This is a genomic window from Dryocola clanedunensis subsp. sulfonylureivorans (assembly GCF_016756775.1).
GTDB lineage: Bacteria > Pseudomonadota > Gammaproteobacteria > Enterobacterales > Enterobacteriaceae > Dryocola > Dryocola clanedunensis.
In genome coordinates this window covers 1-20,095 of the sequence record NZ_JAERMU010000001.1, presented here as the reverse complement: position 1 = coordinate 20,095, position 20,095 = coordinate 1, and the positions used below count along the sequence as shown (strand labels likewise).

Below are 20,095 nucleotides of genomic sequence, written 5' to 3'. Positions count from 1 at the left end.
ACCATGAAGCAACGCCTGCTTGTCATCGGTAACGGCATGGCGGCTGTCCGCCTGGTGGAACAGCTCACCTCGCTGGCGGCCGGACGGCTGGACATCACGGTATTTGGCGAGGAGCCAGCGCTGAGCTACAACCGCATCCTGCTGTCGCCGGTTCTGGCAGGGGAGAAGCCAGCCGCCGCGACGCAGCTGCATGACCAGGCCTGGTATCAGGAGAGGGGCATTAATTTGTTGACCGGTGAGGCCGTTCTGTCGGTGTCTACCGCCGACAAAACTGTCCGCACTTCCCGTCGCAGCATGGAGTACGACGAGCTGGTATTTGCCACGGGCTCGCTGCCCTTTATCCCGCCGATCCCCGGCCATACCCTGCCTCACGTCCACTGTTTCCGCACCCTGGCGGACGTCGAGGCGATATTGCGCGGGGCGGGGAACGTGGCGGTGCTGGGCGGAGGCCTGCTTGGGGTGGAAGCCGCCGCGGCCTTAAACGCGCGGGGTATCCCCGTCACGCTTATTCACCGTCAGCCGTGGCTGATGGATCTTCAGCTTAACCAGCAGGCGGGGCTGCTGCTGGAAGAGTCTTTAACGGCCCGCGGCATTGCGTGCGAGCTGAACTGCGGCATTAAAAGCATCGGCAATGACCGCGTACTGCTCAGCAATGGCCGCGAGCTGGCTGCCGGACGGGTCGTTATCGCCACCGGCGTCAGGCCGAATATCTCCCTTGCGCAGAAAAGCGGCGTGCCCTGTGAACGGGGGATTCGCGTTGACGCCCAGCTGCGCAGCCAGATCCCGCACGTCAGCGCGCTGGGGGAATGCTGTGAGATTGACGGGCAAACCTGGGGGCTGGTGGCTCCCTGTCTGCAGCAGGCCGACGTGCTCGCCGCAAGGCTGGCGGGATCGCCTGCCGCTGATTTCAGCTATCAGGATCGCGGCACGCGGCTCAAGGTCAGCGGCATTCCATTATTTTCAGCGGGCGACTTAAGCGAGCGGCCCGGCACCCGCGTTCTGACGGCCTTCGACCCACTTTCCCGACACTACCGCTGCCTGCATCTGCGCGATGACAGGCTCACCGGCGCGCTGCTGATGGGTGACATTCAGTCCGCCAGCGCACTGACAGACGTGCTTCTGAACGCGGCTCCCGTGACTCCGGGTGCCCTGTTTGACGACTTTACCCCCCAGATGCAGCCGCAGGCTGCCGGAGATGACGACATGACAAAATCAACGCTGGTAGCGATCGGGCACGGCATGGTCGGGCATCACTTCCTCGAACGGTGCGTCGCGCTGAATTTACATAAAACGCACCACATCGTGGTATTCGGAGAAGAACGCCATCCGGCCTACGACCGCGTGCATCTTTCTGAATACTTCTCCGGGCGCAGCGCGGAGTCGCTGTCTATGGTGCAGGGGGATTTCTTTGCCGAACACGGTATTGAACTGCGCAGCCACACCCGCATCGTGGAGATCGACCGCCAGCAGCGCCTGGTACGCGACAGCGAAGGGCATGAAACGTGGTGGGACAAGCTGGTGCTGGCAACCGGCTCCTGGCCATTCGTGCCGCCGGTACCCGGCAATGATTTACCCGGCTGCTTTGTCTACCGCACGCTCGACGATCTGGATGCCATTGCGGAACGCGCGCGCGGCGCCACGCGTGGCGTGGTCATCGGCGGAGGACTGCTGGGGCTGGAAGCCGCCAACGCCCTTAAACAGCTCGGTCTGGAGACTTACGTCGTGGAGTTCGCGCCAAACCTGATGGCCGTCCAGCTCGACAACGACGGGGCCGCCATGCTGCGCGCGAAAATTTCCGACCTTGGCGTCAGGGTGCTGACCGGCAAGGCGACGACGGCGATTACCGAAGCCGAAGGCCTGCGTCTCAGTTTTGCCGACGGAGAGAGTCTGGATACCGATCTGATCGTTTTCTCCGCTGGTATTCGCCCGCAGGACAAGCTGGCTGGCGGCTGCGGGCTGGCGCTGGGTGAGCGAGGCGGCATTGTCATTAACGACAACTGCCAGACCAGCGACGACTCGATTTACGCCATCGGCGAATGCGCGCTGTGGGAGGGCAAAATCTTTGGCCTGGTTGCGCCGGGCTATCAGATGGCGCGGGTGGCGACGGCGACGCTTGCCGGGGAAAGCACGGCGTTTCGCGGCGCCGACATGAGCACCAAACTGAAACTGCTCGGCGTGGAGGTCGCCTCCTTCGGCGACGCCCACGGGCGCACGCCGGGCAGCCAGAGCTATCGGTGGACCAACGGCCCACGGCAGATCTACAAGAAAATCGTCGTTTCGGCGGACGGCAAAACCCTGCTTGGCGGCGTGCTGGTGGGCGACAGCGGCGAATACAGCCAGCTGCTGCAGATGATGCTCAACGGCATGGCGCTGCCCGCGCAGCCCGAAACGCTGATCCTGCCCGCTTCGCCGGGGGCGGCATCAAAAACGCCTGGCGTCGGCGCTTTGCCTGACGCGGCGCAACTCTGTTCCTGCCACAACGTCAGCAAGGCGGCTGTCTGCGCGGCGGTAAACGGCGGCGCGGGTGATATGGCGGCGATAAAAGCCTGCACCAAAGCCGCGACGGGCTGCGGCGGCTGCTCCGCGCTGGTGAAGCAGGTAATGGAGTACCAGCTCCAGCAGCAGGGCGTAGAGGTCAAAAAAGACATCTGCGAACACTTCGCGTATTCCCGCCAGGAGATCTACCACCTGGTGCGCGTCAACCATCTGCATACTTTTGACCAGCTCATCAGCCGCTACGGGCAGGGGCACGGCTGTGAAATCTGCAAGCCGCTGGCGGCCTCGGTGCTGGCATCCTGCTGGAACGAATACCTGCTTAAGCCGGCTCATCTGCCGCTGCAGGATACCAACGATCGCTATTTCGCCAATATTCAGAAAGACGGCACCTATTCCATCGTGCCGCGCGTGCCCGCCGGGGAGATCACGCCGGACGGGCTGATCGCCATAGGCCTGGTAGCAAAACGCTATCGGCTCTACAGCAAAATCACCGGCGGACAGCGCATCGACCTTTTTGGCGCGCGTCTCGAAGAGCTACCTGCTATCTGGGAGGAGCTGGTGGCGGCTGGTTTTGAGACCGGCCACGCCTACGGCAAGTCGCTGCGCACGGTGAAATCCTGCGTGGGATCGACCTGGTGCCGCTACGGGGTGCAGGACTCCACCGGGCTGGCGATTGAGCTGGAGAACCGCTACAAGGGGCTGCGCTCGCCGCACAAAATCAAAATGGCCGTTTCGGGCTGCACCCGCGAATGCGCGGAGGCGCAAAGCAAGGACATCGGCGTCATCGCCACGGAGAAGGGCTGGAACCTCTATGTCTGCGGCAACGGCGGCATGAAGCCGCGCCACGCGGATCTGTTCGCCAGCGATCTGGACCGAGAAACCCTGATCCGCACCGTCGACCGTCTGCTGATGTTCTACATCCGCACCGCCGACCGCCTCCAGCGGACCAGCACCTGGATGGATAACCTCGAAGGCGGGCTGGAATACCTGCGCGACGTGGTGCTCAACGACAGCCTGGGCCTGGGCGAAGAGCTGGAGAAAGAGATGGCGGGCGTGGTGGCCACTTATCAGTGCGAGTGGCAGACCACGCTGAACAGCCCGGACCGCCTCGCGCTGTTCCGCTCTTCCGTTAACAGCGACAAACCGGACGAAGCCGTGCAGCGGCAGATGCTGCGTGGGCAGCTGCAGCCAGCGGATGCTGAGCCGCAGCAACAGATTATACCGCCGGTGAAACCGTGGCAGGCCGTCTGCGACATCAGCGCGATACCGGCGCAGGCAGGCATTGGCGCCCGGCTGGGGGATCTGCAGATTGCGCTGTTCCGCTTCGGCGAGGCGATTTACGCCCTTGATAACCACGAGCCGGGCAGCGTGGCGAATGTGCTCTCGCGCGGGATCGTAGGGGATGTGGCGGGCGAACCGGTGGTTATCTCTCCGCTTTATAAACACCGGTTCCGCCTGCGTGACGGCCGAAGCCCGGACGGCGAGCTGGCGGTTCGCGCCTGGCCGGTGAAGGTAGAGCAGGGCATGGTCTGGGTAGGGAGCCATGCCCTGATTGCGCGCGCGGAGGCATCATGAGCGCCCCGGTGCGTTCAACCTGCCCCTATTGCGGGGTAGGCTGCGGCGTAACTGCCCTGACCGATGAGAACGGCGGTGTGAAAATAGCCGGGGACGTACAGCACCCGGCCAATTTCGGGCGGCTGTGCGTAAAGGGAGCTTCGCTTGGCGAAACTCTCGGTCTGGAAAAGCGTCTGCTGTTCCCGGAGGTTAACGGCGAGCGCGTTGCCTGGGAGGCGGCGCTGGATCATGCCGCGCAAAAATTGCAGGACATCATTCGGGAGTTCGGCCCAAAGGCGGTGGCGTTCTATGCATCCGGCCAGCTGCTCACCGAGGATTACTATGTTGCCAATAAGCTGATGAAGGGGTTCATCGGCGCGGCGAATATCGACACGAATTCACGGCTCTGCATGGCTTCGGCGGTGGTTGGCTACAAACGCGCGTTCGGCGCGGATTTTGTGCCGTGCAGCTATGAGGATCTTGATCAGACGGATCTGGTGGTGCTGGCAGGTTCAAACGCGGCCTGGACGCACCCGGTGCTCTATCAGCGGCTGGCGGAGGCCAAACGGCAGCGCCCGGAGATGAAAGTCGTGGTGATAGATCCGCGCCGTACCCCGACCTGCGACATCGCCGATCTGCACCTGGCGCTGCGGCCCGGCAGCGACGCCGGGCTGTTTGTCGGCCTGCTTCATTATCTGACGCGGCACGGGCCGCCGGGCCAGACGTTCGACGGCGAGGCCGAAGCGCTGGCGCTGGCAGCCGGGTGGCCGCTGGAGAAATGCGCCGACTTTTGCAGGCTGGATGCGCAGGCTATCCGCACCTTCTGGCAGTGGTTTGCCGACAGCCCGCGCGCCATGACGCTCTACACCATGGGCATTAACCAGTCCTCAAGCGGCAGCGACAAGTGCAGCGCCATCATCAACGTGCATCTGGCCAGCGGCAAGCTCGGGCGCGCGGGCTGCGGGCCATTTTCGCTGACCGGACAGCCAAACGCCATGGGCGGTCGGGAGGTCGGGGGGCTGGCAAACCAGCTGGCCTGCCACCTCAATTTTGAACCTGCCGACATCGCCCGGCTCGGGCGCTTCTGGGGCAGCGAGCGAATCGCCGAAACGCCGGGCCTGATGGCGGTGGAGCTGTTTGACGCCATAGGACGGGGGGAAATAAAAGCCGTGTGGATCATGGGCACCAATCCGGTGGTTTCGCTGCCGGATGCCTCCGGCGTGGAGCGGGCGCTGGCGAAATGCCCGCTGGTCATTGTCTCCGACGTGGTGGATAAAACGGACACCGGGCGCTACGCCCACGTGCGCTTTCCGGCGCTGGCCTGGGGAGAAAAAAACGGCACGGTCACTAACTCAGAGCGCAGGATTTCAAGGCAGCGCGCCTTTCTGCCGCCGCCGGGGGAGGCCCGCGCCGACTGGTGGATTTTGTCGCAGATTGCCCGGCGGCTCGGCTATGAAAAAATGTTCGCCTGGCAGCATCCACAGGACATTTTTTGCGAACATGCGGCGCTGTCGGGCTATGAGAATAACGGCTCACGCGCCTTTGATATCGGCGGGCTGGCAACGCTGACCCGCCAGCAGTACGACGAGCTGGATCCGGTGCGCTGGCCCGTTGCCGCAGCCCACCACGGCCCGGTGAAAAGCTGGCGCAAAAGCGGCAGGTTTCAGATGGCGGGGGTCGATCCCCGGCTGCCAGCGGCCCTGACCGACCGTAATTATCCCTTACTGCTTAACACCGGGCGAATTCGCGATCAGTGGCACAGCATGACGCGAACCGGGTACGTGCCGGGCCTGATGCAGCATACCGGGATGCCGTACCTGGAGATTAATCCGCTGGACGCACAGCGCTATGGCATAACGGACGCAGGGCTGGTGCGCATTGCATCCCCGCTGGGCGGTATGGTCGCCCGAGCGCAGCTGAGCGGCCATCAGCAGCCGGGAAGCGTATTTTCACCGATGCACTGGAGCCAGCAGTTTGCCCGTAGGGGGCAGATAAACAGCCTGGTGGCGAAAGTATGCGATGCCGATTCCGGCCAGCCGGAAAGCAAACAGACGGCGGTTCGCCTTCAGCGCTGGAAGCCTGCGTGGCACGGCGAGATCTTTGCCGCCGGTGACATTGCCTTTGCGGAGGATATTCAGTGGTGGCGGCAGGCGTCGCCGGGCGCGGCGCATTTTCTTTGCGCGGCGGACAGCGATCCGCGGGCCTGGGCAGCAACCCTGACCGCCGGTCGAGGCTGGCAGCTGCAGTACGCGAGCGGCGACGGGGAGCTGTATCATCTGCTGGCGTGGCACGACGGCAGGTTAATGCTGGCCTTCTATGCCGCAAAAGCCTGGCCGGACATTGACCGGCAGGCCGTGTTGTCGGCTTTTGAAAATGCGCCGCATGGGCGGCATTCGCTGCTGGCGGGCCGGGCGCCCGGAGGAGTACCGGCCCCAGGCAGAACGGTTTGCAGCTGCTTTGGCGTGGGCGAGAAGACAATACTGGGGGCCATCGCGTCGGGCTGTCACACCGTCGCGATGCTGGGGGAGAAGCTGCGGTGCGGCACCAACTGCGGCTCCTGCATCCCGGAGCTGAAGGCGTTACTGCCCAAAGCGGCTGATTAGCCCCGCCGCGGCCAGGGCGTGTCCCTTGAGCTTAGCGAAAAGCTCTTCCCGGGTCAGGCCTGCCGGAAGCGCATCGGCACGTAAATCCGTTGCAATCAGCGTCCAGGTATAGTGATGCGCGCCGCTGCCGGGTGGCGGGCAGGGACCGTGCCAGGCCTGCGAGCCGGGCGTATTTTTTCCGCCAGTAAAGCCTTTACCGTCCCGCAGTTCATTGGCGGTGAAGCCGGTAGCGCTGGCCGGGATGTTATAGGCCACCAGATGGGTGACTCCCAGCCCCTTAGCCCCTTCGGGATCGTGAACAAGCAGCGCAAAGCTTTGCGTATTGGTTGGGGGATTGCTCCAGACAACAGGGGGAGAAAGATTTTTCCCGGTGCAGTTAGGATTATCTTTCGCATTTCCGGCGTATTGCTTATCAAGCATAGCGTTATCGGTAAATGCGGGTGACTGCAGGATAAAAAGCCCTTCTGCCTGAGCTGTAAAACAACTGGATAACAGAAGGGCGGATAAACCGATTAACGGTGTTTTCATGTAGGAATACTCATCTGGCTGGATATCTAAGCGTAGCGCTAAATTAGGATTAAGCTTGGCATTAACCCCGGACTTTAGACGTGTACTGGATGCTCAGGATGTTATAATTTCCTGATGTTTAAAAAAGCTGTACCACTTTTGACCCTGACATACACACTCCTCAGCGCTGGAGGGGTTGCGAGTACCCGCCAGACCTTTATCGGGAAGGATGAGGGTGCACTTCCTCCGGCCTCTGCAGAACTCCCCGATTTGGGCATGGCTCCTGAAACTGACGCCGCTGCAAAGCATATTGCGGAGATGGCGAAGAAGTTCGGTGAGGCCAGCATGATCGACGATGGCCTGGACGCCGGCGATCAGGCACGACTTCTGGCCTTCACCAGCATCAGAGACGCCCTGACTGACAAAGTCGCGGATGAAGCCGAGTCGTTGCTGTCTCCATGGGGAAAAGCGAACCTTAATCTGCTGGTGGATCAGCACGGGAGCTGGAACGGCAGCAGCGGTTCATTCTTTAGTCCCTGGGAAGATAACAACCGTTATCTGACCTGGAGCCAGATCGGCTTTACCCAGCAGGAAGACGGCATGACTGGCAATATCGGCGTTGGTCAGCGTTGGGTGGCTGGGAACTGGCTGCTGGGGTACAACACGTTTTACGATAGCCAGCTGTCGAACCATCTGCGGCGGGCAGGCGTCGGTGCCGAGGCGTGGGGGGAATACCTGCGGTTGTCCGCCAACTATTACCATCCGCTGAACGGCTGGCAGGACGATACCGAAACGCTGGAGCAACGCCTGGCGCGAGGCTACGACATCACGGCGCAGGCGTGGCTGCCGTTTTACCGCCACATCAATACCAGCCTTAGCCTCGAGCAGTATTTTGGCGACAGCGTGGATTTGTTCAACAGCGGCACGGGTTATCGAAACCCCTTAGCGGTCACGATGGGACTGAGTTATACGCCGGTGCCGCTGGTGACTTTTACCGCGCAGCATAAGCAGGGTGAGAACGGCGTAGGGCAGGATAATCTTGGCCTGAAGCTGAATTACCGCATGGGCGTTCCGCTGGCTAAGCAACTCTCCTCCGCCGAGGTGGCAACAACCAGCTCGTTACGCGGCAGCCGCTATGACAGCGTGGAACGCAGTCATTTGCCGGTGATGGAATATCGCCAGCGTAAAACCCTGTCAGTCTTCCTGGCAACACCACCGTGGGAGCTGCACCCGGGCGAGACCGTGGAGCTTAAACTCCAGGTTCGGGCGCACAACGCGATCCGCAATATCAGCTGGCAGGGGGATACCCAGGTGCTCAGCCTGACGCCGCCTGCAAACAATCACAGTACCGATGGCTGGAGCGTCATCATGCCTGCGTCGCAGGACGGCGAGGCCGGAGAGTATCACCTGTCAGTGACGCTTGAGGATGATAAAGGACAGAAGGTAACGTCGAACTGGATAACGCTCAAACAGGTTGAACCGCTGGTGGCCGCACCGACAGAAGATCCTCGTTATAACCTTCTGCCGGAAGAGGGAACGAACCCTTAGAAAATACGTTCCTGATGCACCCAGACCGCCGCTTCGACGCGGGATTTCAGCTTCATTTTTTTCAGCAGGTGCTTGACGTGAACTTTCACCGTACTCTCGGTGATATCCAGACGGCGGGCAATCATTTTGTTCGGCAGCCCCTGGGCGATCAGCTTGAGAATGTCGCGCTCGCGCGGGGTTAGCTGATTCACGTCACGGTCTGAGGTTGCGCGGTTCGCCCGCAGGCTTGCCGCCAGCACCGGCGTTAACGCTTCGCTGAGGACCATCTCACCTGCGGCCGCCTGCTGCAGGGCTTTCAGTAAATCCTCAGGCTCCATGTCTTTAAGCAGATAGCCATCGGCGCCGCGTTTCAGTGCGGTCACGACATCTTCTTCGTGATTGGAGACGCTGAACACCACGATACGGCCCGACAGCGGTTTTTCGCGCAGGCAGTCCAGGGTTTCCAGTCCGTTCATGCCGGGCATGTTCAGATCCAGCAGAATCAGGTCGGGGTCGAGCGCTTCGGCAAGCTCAACGCCCTGAGCCCCGTTCCCGGCTTCGCCGACAACGGCCAGCTCAGGCGCCATGCTGATTAGCTGTTTGACGCCTGTTCTTAGCATCGGGTGATCATCAATCAGCAAGATAGTTGCTGCTTCCGGGTTACTCATCGCTTACTCCTGTGGCAGAAGACAAATGTGCTTCGGGCATAAAACTGACGACCACTTCGGTGCCGCCACCAGCGCGAGCCCGTATCTGGCAATCGCCTTGCAGGCTTTGCGCACGGTCTCGCATAATAATAAGTCCGTAATGGTTTCTGCGTTCTCCGTTCTCTGGTATTCCGCAGCCGTTATCCCATACGGTTAATTTTACCTGCTTGTTGAGGTGTTCGACGCAGACGCCACAGGCCGTTGCCTGTGCGTGTTTGTAACTGTTGTTCAGCGCTTCGCGCGCTATCTGCACCAGGTGAATGGCCTGGTGAGAGGGCACAAAACGAGGTGGCAGCTGATAGTTCAGCTCAACGTTAAAGCCGAGTTTTTCGCTGAACTCCTGACAGCTTGCCTCGAGGGCAGGCCGCAGGCCAGGCTCAATGAGCTGCAGGCGGAACGTGGTCAGCAGTTCGCGCAGCTGGCGCCACGATGTATTCAGTTCGTTACGCATCTGACTTAACAGCTCACGCATCTCGTCCGGCAGCGCAGCTCCCTGCATTTGTAGACAGCTGACCTGCATTTTCAGGCAGGAGAGCGACTGGGCGATGGAGTCATGTAATTCTCGTGCAATGGTGGCGCGTTCTTCCATCACCACCAGCTGCTGCTGATGTTCGTGCTGTCGTTCTACGGCAAGCGTAGCGGTCAGCTGCTCGATGAGCGTTTCGATAAGCTGTTGCTGATCGGCGGTCAGACTGCTGCCCTGGGGGAGCTGAGCGAGCACCAGACCGTACTGAATATGGTTATCGGTAAGCCGCCATTTGACCGCATTCGTTTCGGCAGGTTCCGCCGCAGGGGCCCGAGGACAAAGGTGGCAACCCTGCTCCTCACAGCTGCTGTCCGGCTGGTAGGTGTATTCGTCGTAGTTTTCTTCGTCTTCGTATTCGTACACGCGCAGCTCAATATTCCGCAGCGGCGTAAGGTGCTGCAGCTCGCTTAAAACAGGGGAAAGCCGCTGGCAAAGGGGAGCCTGGGAGTGCAGGCGGCGGTTCGCCTGGTATAAAAACGACAGGATGCGATTTTTCTGCTCCAGCCCGGCGGTTTTCTCACGTACGCGCTGCTCCAGCACGGAGTAGCTTTCCGCCAGTTCGGCAGACATGCTGTTCAGCGCTATGCCGAGGGTCGCCATTTCGTTACGGCCCGAGACGCTGACCCGGTGGGTAAAGTCTCGTTTGCCGATGGCGGATGCCATCGCCAGCAGCTGCCGCCACGGACGTAACAGGCGTTTGCGCAGCCAGATAACGGTGAAGACCAGCAGTAAGCCCATCAGCGCAGCCATGCCTTGCTGCAGCAGGATCACCCGGTGGAGCCGCAGCTCTGTTGTTTTGTCGAACGAGCTGACCAGCTGATCGATACGACCAACGAACTGGGCAACATGAGGTGTCACCTGGCCTGCGTTCTGCGCACGGCTGATGGCGGGTTCAAGGGTGCTGCGCCAGTAATCCTGCAGCTGCATGAGCTGCGCCTGCTGGCCGTCACGGCGCGCTGCATCCTGCAAGTCATTGCTCCAGGCGGTTTGCTCCATTTCGGTCAGCAGCGGGGCGTCTTTAGCGGTTAACGGAATTGCCGTCAGCAGACGGTAGCTCTGCATCCGCAACGACCCGGCTTTGTTGATGGCGTGGGCGTTGCCCTGGATCCCTTGCGCGAGCCAGCTGGCAAGGCTCATTCCCGCCACGCCGAGCGTTGCCAGCAGCAGCACAATCAGCGCTAACTGGTTAACCAGAGTGAGAGGGGAAAGCAGGCGCTTCAACATTTATCGGGTATCCTTCATGCTTGAGTGGGCATATTTTCAGCCATCACCCGGAGTATACCCATACCCCCTAATGATTACCCCTTAATTGCCACTGGTGGCATGACGGTGGTTATAACCCTGCTGTACCCCTTCCAGGGCAGTGAAAACCCACAGTTTTTTTGTGATTTTGGCTTACTCACAAAGAATCATGGTTAAAATATAAGCGCCATTCTGTCCGATTATCCCTTGATATACATCAATTTAGATTCACCAATACTCCCTAATGTGGCGGCAATTACTCTTACACATTTGAGGTGTTTATGTCTGCGTCGTCCAATAAAGAGCAGAAATCCGCGGGGCTGGTCACGGACTGGCGTCCGGAAGATGTCGAGTTCTGGCAAACAAAAGGTCATCGTATTGCCAGCCGCAACCTGTGGATTTCCGTGCCGAGCCTGCTGCTCGCCTTCTGCGTCTGGATGCTGTTCAGCGCCGTTGCGGTGAACCTGAACAAGGTGGGCTTTAGCTTTACAACCGACCAGCTGTTCATGCTGACCGCGCTGCCTTCCGTCTCCGGCGCGCTGCTTCGTGTTCCGTACTCCTTTATGGTGCCTATCTTCGGTGGACGTCGCTGGACAGCGTTCAGTACCGGCATCCTGATTATCCCTTGCGTCTGGCTTGGTTTTGCCGTGCAGGATACCACCACGCCATTCAGCGTCTTTATCATCATCGCGCTGCTTTGTGGCTTCGCGGGTGCCAACTTCGCCTCGAGCATGGCGAACATCAGCTTCTTCTTCCCGAAAGCCAAACAGGGCGGGGCGCTGGGTATTAACGGCGGCCTGGGTAACCTGGGCGTGAGCGTGATGCAGCTGGTTGCACCACTGGCCATTTCCCTTTCTATGTTCGCCATCTTCGGCGGCACGGGCGTGGAGCAGGCTGACGGTTCAATGCTGTTCCTCGAAAATGCTGCATGGATCTGGGTGCCTTTCCTGGCTATCTTCACCATCGCAGCCTGGTTTGGCATGAACGATCTGTCCGCCTCTAAGGCCTCGCTGCGCGAACAGCTGCCGGTTCTGAAGCGTGCGCATCTGTGGATCATGGGCGTGCTGTACCTGGCGACGTTCGGCTCGTTTATCGGCTTCTCCGCCGGTTTCGCGATGCTGGCCAAAACCCAGTTCCCGGATATCAATATTCTGCACTTCGCGTTCTTTGGCCCGCTGTTCGGCGCGCTGGCCCGCTCTGCTGGCGGTGCGATTTCTGACCGTTTCGGCGGCACCCGAGTCTCGCTGATTAACTTCATCTTCATGGCCGTATTCAGCGCGCTGTTGTTCACCACGCTGCCGCATAACGGCGTGGGCGGCAACTTTATTGCCTTCTTCGGCGTGTTCCTGATGCTGTTCCTGACGGCCGGGCTGGGCAGTGGTTCCACCTTCCAGATGATCTCCGTTATCTTCCGCAAGCTGACTATGGATCGCGTAAAAGCGGCCGGCGGTACTGAAGAACACGCCATGCGCGAAGCGGCAACCGACACCGCGGCGGCGCTTGGCTTTATCTCGGCGATTGGTGCCGTAGGCGGGTTCTTCATCCCTAAAGCTTTCGGGACCTCGCTGGCGCTGACCGGTTCCCCGGCAGGAGCAATGAAAATTTTCCTGGTGTTCTACATCGTCTGTGTGGTCATCACCTGGGCCGTGTACGGCCGTAAATCTGCCAAATAAGTTTTAAAAAATTGACCATTTTGGTTATCCCTGCGCGGCTTCGGTCGCGCTTTTTTTATGAGTAACATGACTTAGTTACAACATACTAATATCTCCCTCTGAACATCAATTGCGGCTCCGGAGCTGGGTGAGTCTGGTAGTACCTACCCCTTAATACCTCCTGCAGCCTGAACTGTACCTCTGCAAAATCAAATATCAAAAATAACCATTACTTATCAATGAATTATAAAATATTTCCGCATGCTACTTTGGTGGTATTCGCGTTTTTCAGGCAGTAAGACAACGCCTGGTGTGTTGATCGTTATCAATTCTGCCTCCTTATCCGCGCGATACCGTGCCAGCAAATCTGCAATGTCGATTTCACAGAAGAGCCTCCAGGCTCCACATCAGGAGAATCCCGATGAGTAAGTTTCTTGACCGGTTTCGCTACTTCAAACAGAAGGGTGATACCTTTGCCGACGGACATGGCCAGCTGCTCGATACCAACCGCGATTGGGAAGAAGGCTACCGCCAGCGCTGGCAGCACGACAAAGTTGTGCGTTCTACCCACGGTGTAAACTGCACCGGCTCCTGCAGCTGGAAAATTTACGTCAAAAGCGGCCTCGTCACCTGGGAAACCCAGCAGACCGACTACCCGCGCACCCGCCCGGATATGCCAAACCATGAGCCACGCGGCTGCCCTCGCGGCGCCAGCTACTCCTGGTATCTCTACAGCGCTAACCGCCTGAAATACCCGCTGATGCGTAAGCGTCTGATTAAACTGTGGCGCGAAGCGAAAACCGTGCACGCCGACCCGGTAGACGCGTGGGCTTCCATCATCAACGACCCGGAAAAAGCAAAAAGCTATAAACAAGCCCGTGGTCGCGGTGGTTTTGTCCGCTCAAGCTGGCAGGAAGTGAACGAGCTGATTGCGGCGTCCAACGTCTTTACCGCGAAAACTTACGGTCCTGACCGTATCGCGGGCTTCTCGCCAATCCCGGCGATGTCGATGGTTTCCTACGCCGCCGGCGCTCGCTATATCTCCCTGATTGGCGGGACCTGTCTGAGCTTCTACGACTGGTACTGCGATTTACCACCTGCGTCACCAATGACCTGGGGCGAGCAGACCGACGTGCCTGAGTCCGCCGACTGGTACAACTCCAGTTACATCATGGCCTGGGGCTCTAACGTGCCGCAGACCCGTACCCCGGACGCCCACTTCTTTACCGAAGTGCGTTACAAAGGGACCAAAACGGTCGCCGTCACGCCGGACTACGCGGAAATCGCCAAGCTTTGCGACCAGTGGCTGGCGCCGAAGCAGGGTACCGATGCCGCGATGGCGCTGGCGATGGGCCACGTCATGCTGCGTGAGTTCCACCTGGATAACCCAAGCCAGTACTTCACCGACTACGTGCGTCGCTACACCGACATGCCGATGCTGGTGATGCTCGAAGAGCGTGACGGGTTCTATGCCGCGGGCCGCATGCTGCGTGCATCTGACCTGGTCGATGGCCTGGGCCAGGAGAACAACCCGCAGTGGAAAACCGTTGCTCTGGATAACCAGAACGGCGAGCTGCTGGCACCGAACGGCTCCATCGGCTACCGCTGGGGCGAGAAGGGCAAGTGGAACCTCGAGCAGCGCGACGGCACCAGCGGCGAAGAGGCCGAGCTGCGCCTGAGCCTGCTGGGCAGCCACGACGAAGTGGCCGAAGTGGGCTTCCCTTACTTCGGCGGCGAAAGCTCCGAGCACTTCAGCAACGTCAAGCTCGACAACGTGCTGATGCACAAGCTGCCGGTTAAGCGTATTCAGCTGGCAGACGGCAGCAGCGCGCTGGTGACCACCGTTTACGACCTGACCCTGGCGAACTACGGCCTGGAACGCGGTCTGAACGATGAAAACTGCGCTTCCAGCTATGACGAAGTGAAAGCTTATACCCCTGCGTGGGCCGAGCAGATCACCGGCGTTTCCCGTCAGAACATCGTACGCATCGCTCGTGAGTTCGCCGATAATGCCGATAAAACGCATGGTCGTTCGATGATCATCGTCGGTGCCGGGATGAACCACTGGTTCCACATGGACATGAACTACCGCGGCCTGATCAACATGCTGATCTTCTGCGGCTGCGTCGGCCAGAGCGGCGGCGGCTGGGCACACTACGTGGGCCAGGAAAAGCTGCGTCCGCAAACCGGCTGGACTCCGCTGGCGTTTGCCCTTGACTGGCAGCGCCCGCCACGCCACATGAACAGCACCTCGTTCTTCTATAACCATTCCAGCCAGTGGCGCTACGAGTCGCTGACTGCGGAAGAACTGCTCTCCCCGCTGGCGGACAAATCCCGCTACAGCGGCCACTTGATTGACTTTAACGTCCGCGCGGAACGCATGGGCTGGCTGCCTTCCTCACCGCAGCTGAATACCAACCCGCTGAACATCGCGGCGCAGGCGAAAGCGGCTGGCATGAGCGCGGCTGACTTTACGGCTCAGCAGCTGAAAAGCGGCGACATTCGCTTTGCGGCGGAGCAGCCGGATGCGGGCAACAACCACCCGCGCAACCTGTTCGTCTGGCGTTCTAACCTGCTGGGTTCCTCCGGTAAGGGCCACGAGTACATGCTTAAGTATCTGCTCGGTACCGAAAACGGTATTCAGGGCAAGGACCTGGGCATAGAAGGCGGCGTGATGCCGGAAGAAGTGGAGTGGGTGGATAACGGCCTCGACGGCAAGCTGGATCTGGTGGTGACGCTGGACTTCCGCCTGTCGAGCACCTGCCTGTACTCGGATATCGTGCTGCCAACGGCGACCTGGTATGAGAAAGACGACATGAATACTTCGGATATGCATCCGTTTATTCATCCGCTTTCCGCCGCCGTTGACCCGGCATGGGACTCAAAAAGCGACTGGGATATCTACAAAGATATCGCGAAGAAATTCTCCGAAGTGTGCGTTGGCCACTTAGGGAAAGAAACCGATGTTGTGACGCTGCCAATCCAGCACGACTCCGCCGCAGAGCTGGCTCAGCCGTTCGGCGTGATGGACTGGAAAAAGGGCGAATGCGATCTGATCCCTGGTAAAACGGCTCCGCACCTGGTGACGGTTGAACGTGACTACCCGGCAACCTACGAGCGCTTTACCTCCATCGGCCCGCTGATGGAAACCATCGGTAACGGCGGGAAGGGCATCGCCTGGAATACCCAGACCGAAATGGATCTGCTGCGCAAGCTCAACTACACCAAGGCAGACGGCCCGGCGAAAGGCCAGCCGATGATCAACACGGCGATCGATGCCGCAGAGATGATCCTGACCCTGGCACCGGAAACCAACGGCCACGTAGCGGTGAAAGCCTGGGCCGCGCTCAGCGAGTTTACCGGCCGCGACCACACGCACCTGGCGACCAACAAAGAAGAGGAGAAAATCCGCTTCCGCGATATCCAGGCGCAGCCGCGCAAAATCATCTCCAGCCCGACCTGGTCCGGCCTTGAAGATGAGCACGTTTCCTATAACGCCGGTTACACCAACGTCCACGAGCTGATCCCATGGCGCACCCTGTCCGGCCGCCAGCAGCTGTATCAGGATCACCAGTGGATGCGTGATTTTGGCGAAAGCCTGCTGGTTTACCGTCCGCCGATTGATACCCGCTCGGTAAAAGGCGTGATGGGTAAAAAATCCAACGGTAACCCGGAAAAGGCGCTGAACTTCCTGACGCCGCACCAGAAATGGGGCATTCACTCCACCTACAGCGACAACCTGCTGATGCTGACCCTGTCACGCGGCGGCCCGATTGTCTGGATGAGTGAAATCGATGCCAAAGATCTGGGCATTGAGGACAACGACTGGATCGAAGTGTTCAACAAAAACGGTGCGCTGACCGCGCGTGCGGTAGTGAGCCAGCGCGTGCCGGAAGGCATGACGATGATGTACCACGCCCAGGAACGTATCGTGAACCTGCCGGGTTCTGAAATCACCGGCCAGCGCGGCGGTATCCATAACTCGGTGACCCGCATCAGCCCGAAACCAACCCATATGATTGGTGGCTATGCGCAGCTGGCTTACGGCTTCAACTACTACGGCACCGTGGGCTCCAACCGTGATGAGTTCGTGGTGGTCCGCAAGATGAAAGACATTAACTGGTTAGACGGTGAAGGCAACGACCAGAAACAGGAGAGCGTAAAATGAAAATTCGTTCACAAGTCGGCATGGTGCTGAATCTTGATAAATGCATCGGCTGTCACACCTGTTCTGTGACCTGTAAAAACGTCTGGACCAGCCGTGAAGGCATGGAGTACGCGTGGTTCAACAACGTGGAAACCAAGCCGGGCATTGGCTACCCGAACGACTGGGAAAACCAGGAGAAATGGAAAGGCGGCTGGATCCGTAAAATCAACGGTAAGCTGCAGCCGCGCATGGGTAACCGTGCTCTGCTGCTGGGTAAAATCTTTGCTAACCCGCACCTGCCAGGCATCGACGATTACTACGAGCCGTTTGACTACGACTACCAGCACCTGCACAACGCGCCGGAAGGCAAGCATCAGCCGATCGCCCGTCCGCGCTCGCTGATCACCGGCCAGCGCATGAACAAAATCGAAGCGGGCCCGAACTGGGAAGAGATCCTCGGCGGCGAATTTGAAAAGCGCGCCAAAGATCAGAACTTCGAAAACATGCAGAAGGCGATGTACGGCCAGTTCGAAAACACCTTCATGGCCTATCTGCCGCGTCTGTGCGAGCACTGTCTGAACCCAGCGTGCGTGGCGACCTGCCCGAGCGGCGCCATCTACAAGCGTGAAGAAGACGGCATCGTGCTGATCGACCAGGACAAGTGCCGCGGCTGGCGTATGTGCATCACCGGCTGCCCGTACAAGAAAATCTACTTTAACTGGAAGAGCGGCAAGTCAGAGAAGTGCATCTTCTGCTACCCGCGTATCGAAGCCGGTCAGCCGACCGTTTGCTCCGAAACCTGCGTAGGCCGTATCCGCTACCTGGGCGTGCTGCTTTATGATGCGGACGCCATTGAGCAGGCAGCAAGCACCGAGAACGAAAAGGATCTTTACGAGCGTCAGCTGGGTATCTTCCTTGACCCTAACGACCCGAAAATTATCGAGCAGGCTCTGAAAGACGGCATTCCGCACAGCGTCATCACCGCCGCCCAGCAGTCGCCGGTCTATAAAATGGCGATGGACTGGAAGCTGGCGCTGCCGCTGCACCCGGAATACCGCACGCTGCCGATGGTCTGGTACGTGCCGCCGCTGTCGCCAATTCAGTCTGCGGCCGATGCGGGTGAGCTGCCGCATACCGGCATTCTGCCTGACGTGGAAAGCCTGCGTATTCCGGTTGAATACCTGGCGAACCTGCTGACCGCCGGGGATACCGCGCCGGTGCTGCGCGCCCTGAAACGTATGATGGCGATGCGCCATTATAAGCGTGCTGAAACCGTGGAAGGCGTTACAGATACCCGCGCGCTGGAAGAGGTCGGCCTGACCGAAGCCCAGGCGCAGGAAATGTATCGCTACCTGGCGATTGCCAACTACGAAGACCGTTTCGTGGTGCCGTCCAGCCACCGCGAGCTGGCGGCAGAAGCCTTCCCGGAAAGCAAAGGGTGCGGCTTCAGCTTCGGCGACGGCTGCCACGGGTCGGACTCTAAGTTCAACCTGTTCAACAGCCGCCGCATCGACGCCATTGACGTTTCCAGCAAAACGGAGCCGCAAGCATGATTGAACTTCTGGTAATTTCACGCCTGCTCGAATACCCGGACGCTGCCCTGTGGCAGCACCAGCAGGAGCTTCGCGATGCTTTAGCCGATGGTGTTGCGCTGGATCTGCAGCAAGCCGCACAGCTCAATGAGTTTATCTCCACGCTTTGCGGTGGAGATTTGCTGGACGCCCAGGCGAGCTACAGCGAACTGTTCGACCGCGGCCGCGCAACGTCGCTGCTGCTGTTCGAACACGTACACGGTGAGTCCCGGGATCGCGGCCAGGCGATGGTTAATCTGATGGGCCAGTACGAACAGGCCGGTATGGAAATCGACAGCCGCGAGCTGCCGGACCATCTGCCGCTTTATCTTGAATACCTCTCCCAGCGCTCAGAATCTGAAGCGCGGGGTGGCTTGCAGGATATCGCGCCGATTCTGGCTCTGCTGGGCGCGCGTCTCAAGCAGCGTGAAAGCAAATATGCGGTGCTGTTCGACGTGATGATCGGTCTGTCACAAAGCGATGTGGTTGTGGAGAGCGTTAGCCAGCAGATTGCCGATGAAGCCCGTGACGATACCCCACAGGCGCTGGACGCGGTGTGGGAAGAAGAACAGGTGAAATTTATTGCCGACCAGGGCTGCGGCGAATCTGAAATCAGCAGCCACCAGCGTCGTTTTGCCGGGGCCGTCGCTCCGCAGTATCTGAATATCGGAGGACAGTGATAATGCATTTTCTGAATGTGTTCTTCTTTGACATCTATCCATACCTTTGCGGTACGGTATTTCTGGTAGGCAGCTGGCTGCGTTACGACTACGGCCAGTACTCCTGGAAAGCGGGTTCAAGCCAGATGCTGGACAGAAAAGGCATGAATCTGGCGTCGAACCTGTTCCATATCGGGATCCTGGGGATTTTTGCCGGGCACTTCCTGGGGATGCTGACGCCGCACTGGATGTACGAGTCTTTCCTGCCTATCGACGTGAAGCAGAAGATGGCCATGCTTGCCGGTGGCGCGTGTGGCGTGATGACGCTGGTTGGCGGCATCCTGCTGCTAAAACGTCGCCTGTTCAACCCGCGTGTTCGTGCAACTTCTACCGCAGCAGATATCCTGATTCTGACGCTGTTGGTCGTACAGTGCGCGCTGGGCCTGCTGACCATTCCGTTCTCGGCGCAGCATATGGACGGCAGTGAAATGATGAAGCTGGTGGGTTGGGCGCAATCCGTTGTGACCTTCCAGGGCGGTGCATCTGAGCATCTGGACGGCGTGGCCTTTGTTTTCCGCGTGCACCTGGTGCTGGGCATGACCATGTTCCTGCTGTTCCCGTTCACCCGTCTGGTGCACGTCTGGAGTGCGCCGGTCGAGTATCTGACCCGCAAGTATCAGGTCGTTCGCGCTCGTCGCTAGTGCTTATTGATTGATGGTAAATACCTGGCTTCGGCCGGGTATTTTTTTGTCTGTTATTTAGGGGGGCGATGTCGGATGGCGCTTCGCTTATCCGACCTTGTATTATTCCCCCTGTTCAGAGTAAACCGGCCAGTTTATTCTGAACGCAGTCCGGACGTCGTATCCGACCTTAGGCTCTCAAGTCTGTGGTGTAGATTTTAACG

At 59.4% G+C, this 20,095-nt stretch carries 11 protein-coding genes; 8 read left to right on the top strand and 3 right to left on the bottom strand.

Translation table 11 applies throughout. The features are described 5' to 3' along the window. The first annotated feature begins 3 nt into the window (after nt 1-3). Together nirB and HYQ67_RS00050 are read left to right on the top strand one after the other, a co-directional pair. The gene (nirB, locus tag HYQ67_RS00055) at nt 4-4,071 is read left to right on the top strand and encodes a nitrite reductase large subunit NirB (protein WP_202300495.1); all 4,068 of its coding nucleotides are present in this window, start codon (nt 4-6) and stop codon (nt 4,069-4,071) included. Further along, entirely contained in the window at nt 4,068-6,653 is a 2,586-nt protein-coding gene (locus HYQ67_RS00050; RefSeq protein ID WP_202300493.1) for a nitrate reductase, read from the top strand. The genes nirB and HYQ67_RS00050 overlap by 4 nt, the downstream gene beginning before the upstream one ends. Here the strand turns inward: HYQ67_RS00050 and HYQ67_RS00045 are convergent. Then, the gene (locus tag HYQ67_RS00045; protein WP_202300491.1) at nt 6,630-7,181 is read right to left on the bottom strand and encodes a YbhB/YbcL family Raf kinase inhibitor-like protein; all 552 of its coding nucleotides are present in this window, start codon (nt 7,179-7,181) and stop codon (nt 6,630-6,632) included. The genes HYQ67_RS00050 and HYQ67_RS00045 overlap by 24 nt on opposite strands. Nucleotides 7,182-7,295: 114 nt before the next feature. On the opposite strand from HYQ67_RS00045, the gene HYQ67_RS00040 reads away from it, so the two are divergent. Beyond that, on the top strand, nt 7,296-8,708 hold the full coding sequence (locus tag HYQ67_RS00040; RefSeq protein ID WP_202300489.1) for a YchO/YchP family invasin: 1,413 nt from the start codon (nt 7,296-7,298) through the stop codon (nt 8,706-8,708). On the opposite strand, the gene narL is transcribed toward HYQ67_RS00040, so the two are convergent. Next, nucleotides 8,705-9,355, bottom strand: a complete 651-nt coding sequence (narL, locus tag HYQ67_RS00035; protein ID WP_202300487.1) for a two-component system response regulator NarL — start codon at nt 9,353-9,355, stop codon at nt 8,705-8,707. The two genes, HYQ67_RS00040 and narL, sit on opposite strands and share 4 nt — an antisense overlap. After that, nucleotides 9,348-11,144, bottom strand: coding sequence for a nitrate/nitrite two-component system sensor histidine kinase NarX (gene narX, locus HYQ67_RS00030; RefSeq protein ID WP_202300485.1), 1,797 nt, complete (start codon nt 11,142-11,144; stop codon nt 9,348-9,350). The genes narL and narX overlap by 8 nt, the downstream gene beginning before the upstream one ends. A gap of 299 nt (nt 11,145-11,443) precedes the next feature. Between narX and HYQ67_RS00025 the strand changes: the two genes are divergently transcribed. The 5 genes from HYQ67_RS00025 to narI all read left to right on the top strand — a co-directional run bounded on the left by HYQ67_RS00025 (nt 11,444) and on the right by narI (nt 19,892). After that, entirely contained in the window at nt 11,444-12,835 is a 1,392-nt protein-coding gene (locus HYQ67_RS00025; RefSeq protein WP_202300483.1) for a NarK family nitrate/nitrite MFS transporter, read from the top strand. Between the two features lie 400 nt (nt 12,836-13,235). Further along, nucleotides 13,236-16,982: a nitrate reductase subunit alpha gene (locus tag HYQ67_RS00020; RefSeq protein WP_202300482.1), complete on the top strand. Its 3,747-nt coding sequence runs from the start codon at nt 13,236-13,238 to the stop codon at nt 16,980-16,982. Then, the gene (narH, locus tag HYQ67_RS00015; protein ID WP_202300481.1) at nt 16,979-18,514 is read left to right on the top strand and encodes a nitrate reductase subunit beta; all 1,536 of its coding nucleotides are present in this window, start codon (nt 16,979-16,981) and stop codon (nt 18,512-18,514) included. The genes HYQ67_RS00020 and narH overlap by 4 nt, the downstream gene beginning before the upstream one ends. After that, on the top strand, nt 18,511-19,212 hold the full coding sequence (gene narJ, locus HYQ67_RS00010; protein WP_202300480.1) for a nitrate reductase molybdenum cofactor assembly chaperone: 702 nt from the start codon (nt 18,511-18,513) through the stop codon (nt 19,210-19,212). Before narH ends, narJ begins: the two co-directional genes overlap by 4 nt. Nucleotides 19,213-19,214: 2 nt before the next feature. Next, nucleotides 19,215-19,892 (top strand): respiratory nitrate reductase subunit gamma, encoded by a 678-nt coding sequence (narI, locus tag HYQ67_RS00005; protein WP_202300479.1) that lies wholly within the window; start codon nt 19,215-19,217, stop codon nt 19,890-19,892. Nucleotides 19,893-20,095 lie beyond the last annotated feature (203 nt).